We start from the raw sequence: 14,572 nt of genomic DNA, 5'->3' as shown, positions 1-14,572 counted from the left end.
GAGGGAGGCTGGATCTCCTAATGAATTTAAAATCAATACGCTACTGAAGACCCAATACCGTATTGTTATCACCATACTGGGCAGAACCTGCAAGATTTCCGCCTGTTGTTTGGCTAAGTCTTGTAGAATTGCTGGCTCCAGTTTGGACAGCAGCCGCTGTATTAAATCCGCTAAATTGCAATATTAAAGATTCATTGAGTAAACCACTAAACTGGAGTGTTTCTGCAGTGTTAAACCCAACAGTCTGTAGCGTTATGGCCGTGTTTATTCCACCAAACTGTTCCGTATACGCGGTACTAAATAACCCCTCTTGTTCAGTTAGGGCTCCAAGATTGGTACCATTTTGGAAGATAAAACTATCATGTCCTAAACCTACCTGTCGCGACTCCGCACTATTATTATTCCCACCTGCTTGAATCCCTACAGAGTTAGATGCCGAGGCCAAATTCTGGTTAATAGACATTCCGTGTAAGTTACCGGCCTGAAAGCCTATTGCAGTATTCATCTCACCAGCATTCTGACTCAGAATAAAGTTGAGATTCTCACCCACCTGAACCATCACTCCCACATTACCAGATGCATTCTTCTGAGAGCCAAACCCCATGTTATTTACCCCTAACTGGCCAATACTTATGGAATTATTAAGACTACTGTCTTGCTCAACGAGCATGGTATTACTGGAACCCACCTGGAAAATATCACTTATATCTCCCTCCGTATCAAACTGCTGGGAATTACCAGTATTACTTTCTCCATATTGAGCAACTGTAGAGGTCGTAGATATCGCACCTTCCTGCAGTACATTTGACATGTTGGCGATACCAACTTGTCGTTGGATAACTGTACTAGATATAGTCAAGCCTTCCTGTGTTACCTGAGCATCATTAGAATTGCCAATTTGTACCTGAATGACGGTACTGCCAACTACCGTTATCTCACTCTGATCCGCCGACGCGGTATTACCATTACCAATTTGGATAAGCTCATAAGTGTTATCAGCAGCCACTGAAAAAGCGCTAACCATCGCAGCTAAAATACCCACCGAAATAGGCTTGAACGAATTCATCACTAACTCCTTAAAGCAGCAGGCAATTAGGCTTGCCGCCGCTATTTTTTTACAGAGCCAAAGAATGTGACAGATATGCCCCTTATCACTTCAGCACTCGAACCTATAATTTACTGAGTTAACATACCCACATTACCGTCTCCTACTTGAGTAGTAGACACACTATTATTAGCGTTGGCTTGTGTAAGAGTGATCTGATTTGAGTTTCCTAGCTGGGAAGTGGAGCTGGCATTAAAGCTAGCCAGCTGAGTGACCATTACAGAGTTTCCTGATCCCCCTAATTGCATAATATCTACACTATTAAAGGCACCTGCCTGATCTATTTCAGCAGTATTGGTGCTGCCATGCTGTTCCGTATAAACAACACCAAACTCTCCGCTTTGAGTAATATCTACACTGTTTGATTCGCCAAATTGCTGAGAGTATGCCTCGTTGTAGACACCAGTCTGAGAGTGCCAGGCATCCATGCCTTCGCCTTCCTGGCGAATTTCACTGTAGTGCCCGATAGATTGTTGAAGAGTATTTGCGCTATTGCCTGTACCATCCTGAGCAACAATTGCAGTAGAGTCAAAGGCAAGAGTATGACTTATATTTAACGTATTGGAACTTCCATATTGCTCAGTGGTAATACTATTCCCTACACTTGCAGTTTGTGTCACTGCCGCACTCTGTGCACTACCTTCTTGATGCATAGAGATAGAGTTTGCTGCTGAGCCAGTCTGCGATACATTCAGAACGTTAGTATCTCCCACCTGAACAATACCAATAAACTCATTCAGTGTATTTGTTTGAGTAAATGAGGCTTCATGATTATCCCCAATCTGCACTATCAAAATAGTACTTAACTCGGCAAACTCCTGCGCGGGTGTCGCTGAGTTATTATCACCAATTTGCTCTACTAGAATGCTTGAAAAAACTGAGCCGGCTTGGGTTGCCTCAATATAATTACTATCACCCACCTGTGATTGTTGAATCAAACTGAAGGAAGTAAATAGGTTCTGGGTTGCATTCACCTCATTATCATCACCCACCTGAACTTGGATAACCGTATCACCAACAGCAGAATTGTCACTTTGATCTGAGTTAGCGGTATTACCCGATCCTATCTGAAGGACATCATAGGTGTGGTCTGCGGCAAGAGCGGCAGTTCCAATCATTGAGAATAAAACAGTTGCTGCAACAGGTCTGTACATGCTCATCTAATACTCCTTAAAGATGACAGGTCCAGCTCGAAAGCTTTTACGACGATTTTTTCAAGAACGCAGCATCATTGAGTAGAACAAATATTGAGGTCGTGGCGCATAGCATAGGCCACTTAGGGGCGGGCGGTAACAGTTGAATGACTGGCTTCATAAGTCAAACTCATACTACTTCGCATACAAACAACAATATTGCGATACTTCTTGAGTAATAAAACGATGCTGAAGTCAGTATTAATGAAAAAGGATACTTTCTCTATGAGAGATTAGTTGTGAGCGACTGGGAAGAAAGTGCCTTTCCAGGTGGAACCTCCGCCTCATCAAATAGCGGTAAAAAGTTTAGTTGTCAGGTTGGAGTATATGTAGGGAGGAAAAAATGCCTGTATTTATGGCAGCACTTGTACATTCTGCCAACTCTTAAAATGAAACTTGCGAGTGCAATAAAAAGGGCCCTGAATAGAGCCCTTTCTTTAACCAATCCTGTTAACTCGATGCCTGTGGATGAGAATTAGGCAGAGGAGTTGGAATACTGCTTTCTGTTACGGGGCTCTCCACCAGCTCAGACCAGACACTGTCCGGTTCGATTTTTGCCTGCCTCTTGCAAAGATGAACTGAAAGTAAAGCAAGTGATACACCTAGCAATAGCGCAACAAAGTCCACTGCCCAGACCTGAGTGGCAGCTCCCAGCAACTCGCCTTTGATAAGCGAGCTAATTGGTATCAGGAAGATAGCAGCGGCACAAAAAACAAGGAGCTGCCGAGCAGCGGCCATGGGACGACGAACAAATGCCCAAGCCACCGCAAATAAAAAGCCTGTGTAATAAGTGGTTTTCTGCCAAAATTCAATATCCACTTGCGCATGGGGCAACCACTTAACCGCCAGCATACTGGCGGCGATACCCAAAATAGTGCCCAGACCAACGCCCACTGTGAGCCTTGCCATTACCATTGATGAGGTTGTTTGTACCGGCAGAGCTCCCTGCGCCCTGCGTTTTTTACGGCGGCTTTCAATCCACAATAGATTGCCAGTAAAAAAGATCAGTGCCCCCATAATCCCGAGCACGAAATACACCCAACGCACTGCATTTCCACCAAAACTGCCAAAGTGCAGGGAGAAAATGCTCATTACTGTGCCACTGTAGCCATTAAAGTTGCTCGGCATAAAGCTGCTATAAGGAATCTCGCTCAAATAAGGGTTGCCTAGTACATAGGCATACTCCGCACCGCGCACCACCTCGCCATGCATGATTCCACCTACACGCATACGCGGTGAGCGGGTATCCAAATTTATATAAAGGATTTCCGCCATCTGGAATTTGGATTCCCACTCCTGGATCGCAGTTTCTAACTCGGCAATCGGCACTAGCTCGGAAAAGCTCTTAACTTCTTGGGGGGCGGGCCGAGTGAACATGGGCGAGTCGCCGTAGGCCGTCACGCGCAGGGCATCATAAAGCGGGTCATGGAAAGCAAACACAAAGGCGGTAAAGGCGATGATCAGGTGGAACGGTAAGGAAGTAATCCCCAGCACATTGTGGAAATCCAGCCAGTAGCGCTTGCGGTTCTTACCCTTTCGGAGTACCAATAAATCCTTAAACCAGGTTGGCAGGAAAATAATCAAGCCAGAAACCAGCGCAATAAAATACAGTGCCGCCACAACACCCAATACATAGGTACCGAAAGCATCATGGCCTTCGCCACCGGGAATACCGCCGGTGCGATGTAAATGGTCAACAAATTCACCAATCGCAGAAACGGTAAAGCTCTGAGTGATCAGCTTCCCATTTCCATCGAAACTGGCATACCAGAGAGTGTGATCATGGGTTACTTCATCTTCTATTTCCCAGCTCACCGGCGCCACCTGCAATCCAGCTAGCGGCAGGTGAACTGTCATTCGCTTTGCGGCCTCAGGATGCGCCTGTAAAACCTCTGTAATAAGGCTGTCATACTTTTCGACAGAAATACTTGGCAGGGTAGTCTCAGGTTGTAGGGCCCATTGATTGAGCGGCCCTTTAAACATAGTCAGGGCACCAGCGACAAAAGCGATATATAGAAACAGGCCTGCAAGAATACCGGTCCAGGTATGCACGCTCTTATAAGTTTTGATCAGTTCAACACGCATAGCCTCAGCCTCCGGATCTCGCGATCCACAACAGGGTAAACAGCACCAAATTTAGCCCCAGGTAGAGGGACAACATGCGTCTTACATTGATGAATAGATACACCAAACTCACCAAAGTTAGCCAGATAGGGGTAATTATCCACATCACAAATTGGCTTCTATCGTCGACCGCTACATCTCCAGGGCCCCATAAGGCAATCAATCCGGAAATGGCAATCGCGATCGACAATCCGAAGAAAACTGCACAAAGGCTTTTTACCCACCACTGGGGCTTATAGCCTTCTAATCCTTTTTGAATACGCTTCTTTTTCTTTGCCAGAACTTTGCCCGGCTTATCCAGCACACCACTAAAAGGCAGCAACCCCAGAGCTAACATAGTTGTGCTAAGAAGTGTAAAGGACGCGGACATTGCCGAAAAACTTTGATGGAAAAGCACCCATGAGATAACGAGAAGCGCAAGACAGGTGAGGAGAGCGGGGTAAAACTGGATCGGCCTCTGCTCACGCCACTGTTGGTTGGGACACCCCAAATAAAAGACAGAGGACGCAAGAATACAACCAAGTAGTCCGAATCCTGTTAAAACTGAGGAATACATTTCTAGTTTTCACTTAAGAATTAGAAGTACTACTACCAAAGGGGTAGCAGACTGGTTACTAAGCATTGACCAATCGTTGAAACACAAGCCGATGCTCAAAGTAAGAATATTAGAAGTTTATTTCGGTATTCTTATATTTGCAAATAAGAATGATTAGCATTATATTCCGTGCCGATCTTCTTTGTCGTTCTGACTTCTTTATATTGCTAGGGATTACGCCATGTTTAAACGCCACCTTCTCAGCAACGCCGTTTCGCTTGCTATTGTTGCCTCACTAAGTACTGCCGTATTAGCTGCAGATGAGAAAAAGGATGACAATGCACCGCAAGCAATGGAAAACGTCATTGTTATTGGTGAGAAAACAGAGCGTTCCCTCAAGGAAACCACTTCTTCTGTATCCGTAATTACCGAAGAAACCTTAAATAGCATGCAGCACCTGAGCATCACTGATGCGGTATCCAATATCTCTAACGTAGTAGTACTTTCTGGTGCCACCCCAGATATTCGCGGTGTGTCCGGCAACGGTTCAGCCACTGGCTTTAACTCTTTCTCCGGTGGTGCAAAAACCCGAGTTTCTACACTTATTGATGGTGTTGCCGAGCCTTTTGTCGCAGACCTTACTGGCGACTCCGGTATTTGGGATGTGGAGCAAATTGAAGTCTTTCGCGGCCCCCAGTCCACCAGCAACGGCCGTAACAGCATTGCCGGTTCCGTCTATATCAAAACCAAAGACCCGAGCTTCGACTGGGAAGGTGCAGCTCGCGTTGGCTACCGCGATCAGGACGGTTACATCGATACTTCCGGTATGATTTCCGGTCCGATCGTTGAAGACACCCTAGCATTCCGCCTCACTGCCCAACAGCTCACTGGCGACACTATCAGCAATGCTCAAGAGTACGAGGGCAACCCCGCTGACTTCGACCTGAACACCCTGGAAACCCAGCGCCTAAAAGGCAAGTTGTTGTGGACCCCTACTGAAAAATTGAAAACACTGTTTACTGTGTCCACTAACAGTGAAGACGGAAATACCGGCCGTATGTACTACACCCTGACCGGTGTTGATGACTACGAAACTTATTTCTATCGCGACATGGACACCGAATCCATAACCACCAGCGCAAAAGTGGACTACCAAATCAGCGATGATATTTCTATCGAGGTCCTGGCAGCCTATATGGATTACCAGTGGGGCTTTGATTCCTACGAAGAAGATGCCAGCAGCCAACAGTATGTTCGCATGGACGAGCAAAATACCACTATCGACGCAAAGCTGAATTTTGGCCTCACCAGTGACACCCTGCACGGCTTTATCGGATTTGCGCACTTCGAGAGAGAGCAGGAGTTTGACAGCAGCGGCAGCACCATTTATTTCGGCGATGACGAGAGCTCCTCTACCGCTATTTATGGTGAAGTAACCTACGCACTGACTGACCGATTGAACCTGATCAGTGGCCTGCGTGTGGAGAATGAAGAGCAAAGTCGTGACTTCAATTTCAATAATGGCTACTTGATCGCGGGGCTGGACCCAGACGAAACCGACAAAACCACCACCCTGCCTAAACTCGCCCTGCAATACGATCTGACTGAGGACACAGTTGTTTCTGCCAGTGCCCGCAAAGGCTACAACGCCGGAGGTGGCGCCCTTAACTTCGCTGCAGAAGACTATTACTACTACGATGAAGAAACCGTTAACACCTACGAGCTGGCAGTACGTAGCTCCCTGGCTAACGGCACCATCAACCTGAGTGGTAACCTGTTCTTTAACGACTACTCCGGCTACCAGGCCCTGAGTTCTTCCCGTGTTATCGTCAATATGGACGAAGTTGAGACTTACGGTATGGAACTTGAAGCAGTCGCCATGCTGACTCCATCATGGGAATTGCGTGCCGGGCTTGGCTTGCTGGAAACTGAAATTACTGATGCCGGTACTGACTACTCTGATGCCGATGGCAATGAGCTCAACTCTGCGCCCAACATTACTGCAAATCTGGGCACAAAGTTCTGGGTTACCGATGCGCTCAACGTCGGTATCTCTGCAAATTATGTGGGTGAATACTACGGTGACTTTACCAATACCGAAGAGAGAGTTGCTGGCGATTACGTTTTGACACGCCTGAATGCTAACTATGAAGGCCAGGACTGGAGCATCTCTGCTTATATCAACAACGTATTTGACGAAGAGGGTTACTTGACTCTTGAGCCAGTTGGGGATCGCTACCCCGATGGCTACGTAGCAATTGTTGAGCCTCGCAACGTCGGCGTATCTGCTACTTACCGCTTCTAATAAGCTATTTATCGATAGCTAAAAGCCCGGTCGCTGAGCGAGATTACTTCGCACAGCGACCAGCACTCAAATACCCTTCTCCTCTCCCCCTACTGCACAATAATTACCATATTACTGTTCCCAATCTGGGTAACATTGGCATTTTGAAAGTCATTTGCTTGGCTAACGGTAAACATGTTCAAATTACCCTGCTGCAATGAAGTGGCAACACCAAACATTCCGCTTTGGATAGTTGACCCCATATTGGTCAAACCAATTTGAGTCGTGCTTGCCAAATTAAAGCTACCAGATTGAGAGTGGAGAATCGTATTGGAGTCACTCTGCTGACTTATGGCACTGGTATTATTATTATCTGTTTGCGTCACAGTAGCGTTATTGCTATTTCCCAGCTGACTTAATGTGGAAGTATTTGTGTCAGAAACAAATTGCGACACAGTAGCCACATTCGAGTTCCCTTGTTGAGCAGTTACCGCCGAACTGGTCATACTATTGGTTTGCACAACAGTACCCGTATTTAAATCACCCACTTGATTGATAACCGCATTATCAGTAGTGCTATTCGACTGTGTAACTGTACCAAAGTTGGTCAGGTTAAACTGGTTAATAGTTGCCACGCTGGTAGTAGACAACACCTGATTAATTACGCCTGTATTAGTTATCCCATTCTGGGTAACAACAGCAGTCACCGTATCAGATGAATTCTGGCTAACAGTGGAAGTATTTGAGGTCCCGGTTTGTATCTGATTTACCGTGCTTGTGGTATTACTATTTACCTGGGCCGCAAATACCGTATTATTGTCGCCAGTTTGGGTTTGGCTAATAAAGTTAGAAGTCACAGTTGGATCACTTTGATCCGCTGTCGCGGTATTACCTATTCCGCTTTGATTCTGGACCGCAACATTGTCAGAGGCAAAAACACCCTGACTTGCAATAGCAAGTAGGACCGCAGCCGCCAACGGGGCACACCTTTTCATATTTATCTCCTTAGAATATGAAATGTCGCTAAATTAAGATTCTTATACCGCATCAAAACAAATTTAATTAGCACCTACGCAACAACATTAAGAGAAAGTAATTTACGATCAGCTGCGCTTAATTTTGCTAAAACAAACACCAGAACTTCAGCATTTATGCTTATAAACTCTCGCTTCTCAAGAACTCAATCCCCAGTTTCCTTCAGGAACTCATGCTTGATGCTGTGTTGAGTCTTATCCTCGATGGCACTTTCAGCAATAGGAGAATAGTGCTGAAAAAATAGGAAGAAAGTTCCCCCTTCTTTAGGAAAAGAGCCATACCGCGGCCCAATCCATTATTTTTAACGCCAACACTACACATATATACGACAAAACCACCTAAGGAGCCTCTGAATAACTTCGTGATACCTCTGGCTTGCAGAGCGGTTCACAATCAAGGCGCGGCTTCGCAGGAATGTCTAGACCTTTCAAGAAGTCGCAACGCGGAGTGTGAATCGCTTTGCAAGCCCCGAAGGGCGGGCCTTGAAGGCCGCACCTGCTGCGTTGCAGCTCTTGCAAAGGGCTACGGCCATTCGCGGCGAGCTGCGCCTAACATCTGCAGCCTTCAAGACCCGCAGAGGCATTACGGAGTTATTAAGAGGCTCCCTAAAAATAATCGCGGGGAAATTACGCATATTTAAACCGAAAACCAAGGATTAAATCCACCCATAAAGACATCAAATAATGTAGACCCAATCTCTCCACAACCTATCCCGACCACACAATTAGTAACCAGGAAATGATTACCAACAATATGAGAAAAAATTCTTATTGCCATCAACCAAACAAAGGCCAGACTTCGAGATATTTAAGCTATATCAACCGCTTCAAATATCAGACAAACACAACAGGAACATATCAATGAAGGGGATATCAAATATTAAGCCATCAATAATTGCAGTGGCAGGTTGTTGTTTAATAGGTGTATCGAGCATTACTTTAGCCGTAAGTTGTGGTGACAGTATTACAACCGCAGAGGTATTAGATAACGACATTACAAATTGCGCTGCTGACCCCGCTATTACAATCATTGGTCCAAATGGCAGTCTCAATTTAAACAATCACAATATTAGCTGTATCGGCGTAGGAACAGGAATCTTTCTCGATGGTATGTTTGCAAATCTAACCGGGGAGAGAATTCAACCAGCAGCATCAGTAATTGCGGTGTTTCACTTCGTTTTCAGGGGGATGGATTTCACTTTGTAAGCGGCATTAATGCAACTGATGCCTCTATGGCCGGAGTAATTATTCAAAGTACCCATAATATTCTAACAAACGTCAATTCCAGTGATAACAACGGTACAGGCATAATAATATTTGGGAGTGACAATACTCTAAACCAAGTTACAGTTGAGGAAAACTCACTAGATGGAATAATAACATTCGCTGATAGAATACTGATATCCGACAGCCAAGTAAGCTCTAATGAGCCAAGCGGCATTGTTATTCAAGGCTCTGACGACAGCTCATTTATTCAAAATACATTTAACTCTAACTCGTCCTTTGGCATGTTCGTAAGCGGGCTAGGACAAACGGGTAATCAAATGATCGGGAATACCGCTTTAAATAACGGCTCTATCGACCTGATAGATCTAAATGGTAACTGTGCCGGAGCAATCTGGCTGGGAAATACTTTCGATTCAGCAAATGAAGCCTGCATTGAGTAGTACGACTATCCCTAATAGGCCTGTAGTAGATAGCGAATCACCTACAGGCCTATTAACCAACCTCAAGAAATACTAGTTTGATGTTACACACTCTCCAGAGGTAGTAGCATCAGGAGTGTTTCCTATCCAGCTATTCTCACAAGGTTCAGAGTTATCATCTTGCAAATCAAAATCTTCATTACCGGAAACAGTATTTCCAACAATAGAATTTCCAGTCTGACCGAACAACTCCATTAAAATACCTGCAGTGTTCGATCCTTCAGTGCCATTATTCTCAACTGTATTCTGACTAATAAGGCAACTGCCAGCATTATTAATCTGTATACCGGTTAAAACATTATCTGATACCGTATTTGATGATATTATTGAACTACTGCCATCAACCTGTATGCCTGTTATTTCATTTCGGCTAATATCATTCGAGAATAGGTTATTACTACCCCCCGCGATAATAATACCCGTGCCAGTGTTATCAGATATATTTGATTGAATCAGCGTATTGTTACTACTTACAAACTCAATACCTGATGAGCTGTTACCAGACGTATTTAAGCCCAACAAATTATGAATACCACTACCTTCAACCGAAATTCCCGTATTACAATTTGAAACAAACCCATCTTTAAATACCCCGCCCGATACTATAGCTGACATGCCATTAACTAAAATTCCCACTGTGGCCCCATCGCAACTCAGCGTGTAGCCATTCAAATCCAGATATCCGGTTGGACCAGTGACAGTCAAAGCCGGGGTAACATCACAAAGCAAGTCTTGATCCAGTACTACTCGACTTGTAATGGTATCACCGCACTCAACGGCACCATTTGCCTGTAAAATCAAAGGCATTGCTAAAAAAGAAACGGCTAGAGAAGTTATTAACGACTTACTCACCACATTTCTAGACATATCACTCACAAGAAACCTCCCAAATAGACCTCAGATTCCAAAGATATTCATCATGCTGATTTTGATCTAAAAAACAATAACGGCCATGAGAAATTTTTCTGCAAAAATTAGTAAATTAGTTTATGCAAAGCACAGGATATATCGGGACTCAACCAGTTAACTTAGAGCAAAAAACAGACAGCACCATCATACTAGTTACTATAGGTAAATCATCCATACAACAAGAGTATTTCAATCCAAACAACTAGGGTCTGCAGTATCAAAGGTATTATTTCTCCATAAATTAGTACTGTTGCAAGGATCACTGTTTAAATCTTGCGCATCGAAATCTTCATTGAGAATCCCCACATTTAAAATGATCAAGTTATATTGCTGATCAAAGTCATTCATTAAGATTCCTGCCGTTCCCGCACCTGAAGTGCCATTATTTTCCGATGCATTTTCAACGATCCAGCTATTACTGGAATCATTAATCTCTATGCCTGAGCCAATATTCTCAAAACAGAAATTCTCTGTTATATATGACCGATCACCATCTATCTGAATACCACTCAAGGTATTTTCTTCAAAGATATTCTGGAAGACGTTGTTTCTCTCTCCAGTGACAATTAGTCCAACGCCAGTATTTGCTTGAGCGGTACAGGCGGTCATATAGTTGCTATTGCTAACCAATTGAAATCCAGCACTGGCATTAGCCGTAGACGATACCGCTTGAATATTATGAAATCCATTTCCATTCGCTAAAACACCAACCTCACAATCTGCAACCTGCCCTCCTCGAAGTAGCGCAGCACGCCCCTCTAACAGCACTCCAACTTCGCCACCATCACACTTAACCTCATATCCTGTCATATCCAGGCGTCCATCTGGGCCTATTACTGTTAAAGCGGGACTGACATCACAAGTGAGGTCCTGGTTCAGAGTAACAGATGTGGTTATCGTATCCCCACATTCAACATCATCGGCAATCGCTGGCTTGGAAATGGTGATGTTGGATATCCCTATCATTGAGACAATGGCGATTTTATAGAGATTTGAACGACGGAGTTTCATCAAATTTATCCTTAGCGCTGTATTCGTTATTAATAGTTCCGGGTATGCCTAGGAGATTTTGATCCAGCGCCAAGAAAGAGCCATGAGAAATTGTTCCTAATAAAATAGGAATTTAGTTTGGTTTTCCTTTTAATATGCGCCAGTACAGCTACGGATTTATTGGTTTCACTAAAGAAAGGAGGAAGAAGGAGAGGGCTAAATAATAGAGTAAGCGTCGCCACCTGGTTAATACATCTCCCCCAACCGCTTCTGTGGTCTTTCGCTCGAAACACCTCAATAACAAACGCTTTTGCAAAGAGAAAAACCTGAACCCCCAATATATTATCCTTGTCGCTAGCTTATTGATTTAATGAAAAACAACACAAGATATGCGGCACCGGAAATATCGAAGCACAATTTATTGCTGGGAGTTATTGGCACCGATTCCCTTAAAATCTAATCTTTTAGAGGCAATATGCCCCTGAATGAGACAGCCATGGGACATTATTTGCCAGCAAGAAACACTAGTAAATTTAATATAGCAATTATCATTATTGCCACCTGTTTAACCATGCCAGCTTGCTCCAAGAGAATCGCCACACTTATAGAAAGATCTAAAAGCTTCCCATTTACAGAAACAATAACGCCAGAGGAAGTAAGCGATTTAGGTTTTAAAAAGGATCAGTTTTGCACAAAAAATAGAGAAAACTGTGTCAGCTATTATTACGCATCACCACTACCCAAAAACAGACTTAGCTATTCCGTTACATTCGACGCACACGACCAGAAAAGCACTGTTAACCTCAATATCAGTAGAGAGCAACTAAAAAATAGATATAAAGGAACGATAATTTTGTTTCATGGATTTCGCGCCTCTAAAGAATTTATGCTGCATTCAGCATTATATTTTCGCTTTCTTGGATTCAAAGTTATAATTCCGGATCTTCTTGGCCACGGCGAATCAAACAACATTAAAAAATATGGTGTTGGCGATAGCAAGATCATTAACCAGCTAATCAACAACTTGATTAAAAAAGGAGAAATCGAAGATAAAAACTTATATTTACTGGGCAACTCCATGGGTGCGCTAACTGCACTATATATTTCCACCCTAAGATCTGATATAACCGGTATAATATTGCTAGCCCCAATGCTACCTTTTGATCAAGCTTTTTATAATTACGCAAGACTAAATCATCCTATACTTAGCCGGATCATTCCTGACAAAGATATTCGCCGGGGAGCAAACCTAGCTTTAGAGAGATCCGATATAGAACCCAGCGAAACCAATATTCTCCCTCTACTCAATGCCTCCAAGATTCCGGTATTATTAATCTCCTCATCTACAGATCGAATAGCTCCATATAGTAATTATATGGCTTTAGATCAATCAAACATTGAACTAATAGAAAGCCCCAATAGAAATCACCCAAGCATGGCTACTATAGGAGAGATTGAGCATAGAGCAATTATTAATTGGCTCGATAAAAAAGGGGTGTTTGCACAGGCCCATAAGCTCTTTGAGCTTCAGGGAGATCTACATCTCATAGGTTTTGTGCCAACAGGAAATATAGTAATCAACCGTTATTCATATTGGATAACAGTAAGGTGTATGTAATTAAGCTAACTAACCATCTGCCTAGGTGAAAACATAATAATAGCCATACCCAGCATTGCTACAGCGGCACCACTCACATCCCAAATGGTGGGCTTAACGCCATTAACCAACCATAACCACATTATTGAGCTCAAAATATAAATCCCCCCATAAGCCGCATACACCCGACCCGCAGGGGCCGGATGCAATGTCAGCAGCCAAGCAAATATTGCCAGGCTAATACCTCCTGGCACTAGCAGCCAAATACTTTTATCCTGCTTTAACCACAAATAAACTGTATAGCATCCAATTATCTCTGCAAGCGCCGTAGCCAGAAACAAAGCTATCGTTTTTATTTCAAATAGCAGCATAAATAATTTTACACTCAACCATTTACCGGGCAAACATTTTCAAGACGCATCGTGAAGGCTCTTTTCATATATGAGAATTGTTCAATGGTCTCCATATGCTTACTCAGGGAATTTCTTGCTCGTGTAAATTTTCTCTTTTCCGCTGCATTCATTCCCTCGTGAAACATATATAAACTTTGCAGTGGCGCCATGGCAGTTTTCTCTGTGCGATAAAAAACATCATCAGACATTGCCAAATCAACTTTATCCCGTATGGAGCCATCCGGCATAATTTGCACCGATACGCTGGGAACGTAATTCGCAATAGGGCCTTCAAAGTTAAGAACGGTGGATTCCTTCTCACTCAATTTCTTCGCCACATAAACCTTAAGCTTGTTATTGCGCACTTCCAATTTTACAAACGGTTTAATAATTTTAAACTTCTCCTTATCCTCCTCGAATAGTTTTACAGATGCTTCAAGCATTACCAGGCTTTGAGTATTGATAAAGCGTTCATATTCTTCCAAGTGGCACGATGCCTGTACCCCACTACTCAACAAGAAACATAGACTAAAGGCTAATCTTTTCATTGATCTAAATATTATCCTTAATATTTGATAAATTGATCGCCTCAAACATCAACTGGCGCACTGGTTAACCCAGCACAGTTTAGACCTCATTGGCATCACTATTAGCCAGTGATTGCGCTTGAAACTTTCTTACGATAAAAAATACGTACCCTGCT

General features: G+C 43.6%; 13 protein-coding genes. 4 read left to right on the top strand and 9 right to left on the bottom strand.

The genetic code is table 11. The annotated features are described in order from the left end of the window. Positions 1–40 precede the first annotated feature (40 nt). The 4 genes from P0078_RS20455 to P0078_RS20440 form a co-directional block, all read right to left on the bottom strand. Positions 41–1,066 carry a hypothetical protein gene (locus P0078_RS20455; protein WP_282931738.1) on the bottom strand — a complete coding sequence of 342 codons (1,026 nt, stop codon included), beginning with the start codon at positions 1,064–1,066 and terminating at the stop codon, positions 41–43. Between the two features lie 110 nt (positions 1,067–1,176). Further along, positions 1,177–2,265: a hypothetical protein gene (locus P0078_RS20450; protein ID WP_282931737.1), complete on the bottom strand. Its 1,089-nt coding sequence runs from the start codon at positions 2,263–2,265 to the stop codon at positions 1,177–1,179. Between the two features lie 483 nt (positions 2,266–2,748). Beyond that, complete coding sequence (locus tag P0078_RS20445; RefSeq protein WP_282931736.1) at positions 2,749–4,383, bottom strand: PepSY-associated TM helix domain-containing protein; 1,635 nt, start codon at positions 4,381–4,383, stop codon at positions 2,749–2,751. 4 nt (positions 4,384–4,387) lie between these two features. Further along, on the bottom strand, positions 4,388–4,792 hold the full coding sequence (locus P0078_RS20440) for a hypothetical protein (RefSeq protein WP_282931735.1): 405 nt from the start codon (positions 4,790–4,792) through the stop codon (positions 4,388–4,390). Positions 4,793–5,198: 406 nt separating this feature from the next. Here P0078_RS20440 and P0078_RS20435 point away from each other — a divergent pair, with 406 nt between their 5' ends. Further along, positions 5,199–7,262 carry a TonB-dependent receptor gene (locus P0078_RS20435; protein ID WP_282931734.1) on the top strand — a complete coding sequence of 688 codons (2,064 nt, stop codon included), beginning with the start codon at positions 5,199–5,201 and terminating at the stop codon, positions 7,260–7,262. Positions 7,263–7,351: 89 nt separating this feature from the next. On the opposite strand, the gene P0078_RS20430 is transcribed toward P0078_RS20435, so the two are convergent. Continuing rightward, the gene (locus P0078_RS20430) at positions 7,352–8,236 is read right to left on the bottom strand and encodes a hypothetical protein (protein ID WP_282931733.1); all 885 of its coding nucleotides are present in this window, start codon (positions 8,234–8,236) and stop codon (positions 7,352–7,354) included. Positions 8,237–9,136: 900 nt separating this feature from the next. Between P0078_RS20430 and P0078_RS20425 the strand changes: the two genes are divergently transcribed. After that, complete coding sequence (locus P0078_RS20425) at positions 9,137–9,481, top strand: hypothetical protein (RefSeq protein ID WP_282931732.1); 345 nt, start codon at positions 9,137–9,139, stop codon at positions 9,479–9,481. After that, the gene (locus tag P0078_RS20420; RefSeq protein ID WP_282934652.1) at positions 9,427–9,942 is read left to right on the top strand and encodes a right-handed parallel beta-helix repeat-containing protein; all 516 of its coding nucleotides are present in this window, start codon (positions 9,427–9,429) and stop codon (positions 9,940–9,942) included. The genes P0078_RS20425 and P0078_RS20420 overlap by 55 nt, the downstream gene beginning before the upstream one ends. Positions 9,943–10,014: 72 nt before the next feature. Here the strand turns inward: P0078_RS20420 and P0078_RS20415 are convergent, their stop codons facing one another. Then, a complete protein-coding gene (locus P0078_RS20415; protein ID WP_282934651.1) occupies positions 10,015–10,848 on the bottom strand; it encodes a NosD domain-containing protein in 834 nt (277 codons plus the stop codon). Positions 10,849–11,079: 231 nt separating this feature from the next. Continuing rightward, complete coding sequence (locus P0078_RS20410; RefSeq protein ID WP_282931731.1) at positions 11,080–11,901, bottom strand: right-handed parallel beta-helix repeat-containing protein; 822 nt, start codon at positions 11,899–11,901, stop codon at positions 11,080–11,082. A 454-nt stretch (positions 11,902–12,355) separates the two neighbouring features. Here P0078_RS20410 and P0078_RS20405 point away from each other — a divergent pair, with 454 nt between their 5' ends. Beyond that, positions 12,356–13,498, top strand: coding sequence for an alpha/beta hydrolase (locus tag P0078_RS20405; RefSeq protein WP_282931730.1), 1,143 nt, complete (start codon positions 12,356–12,358; stop codon positions 13,496–13,498). Between the two features lie 5 nt (positions 13,499–13,503). Here P0078_RS20405 and P0078_RS20400 read toward each other — a convergent pair whose 3' ends face one another. Together P0078_RS20400 and P0078_RS20395 are read right to left on the bottom strand one after the other, a co-directional pair. Next, a complete protein-coding gene (locus tag P0078_RS20400; RefSeq protein ID WP_282934650.1) occupies positions 13,504–13,848 on the bottom strand; it encodes a YnfA family protein in 345 nt (114 codons plus the stop codon). Positions 13,849–13,862: 14 nt separating this feature from the next. Continuing rightward, positions 13,863–14,354 carry a hypothetical protein gene (locus P0078_RS20395; RefSeq protein ID WP_282931729.1) on the bottom strand — a complete coding sequence of 164 codons (492 nt, stop codon included), beginning with the start codon at positions 14,352–14,354 and terminating at the stop codon, positions 13,863–13,865. Positions 14,355–14,572: the final 218 nt, after the last annotated feature.

The organism is Microbulbifer sp. VAAF005 (assembly GCF_030012985.1).
Taxonomy (GTDB): domain Bacteria; phylum Pseudomonadota; class Gammaproteobacteria; order Pseudomonadales; family Cellvibrionaceae; genus Microbulbifer.
This window is presented reverse-complemented; position numbering and strand designations above follow the sequence as displayed.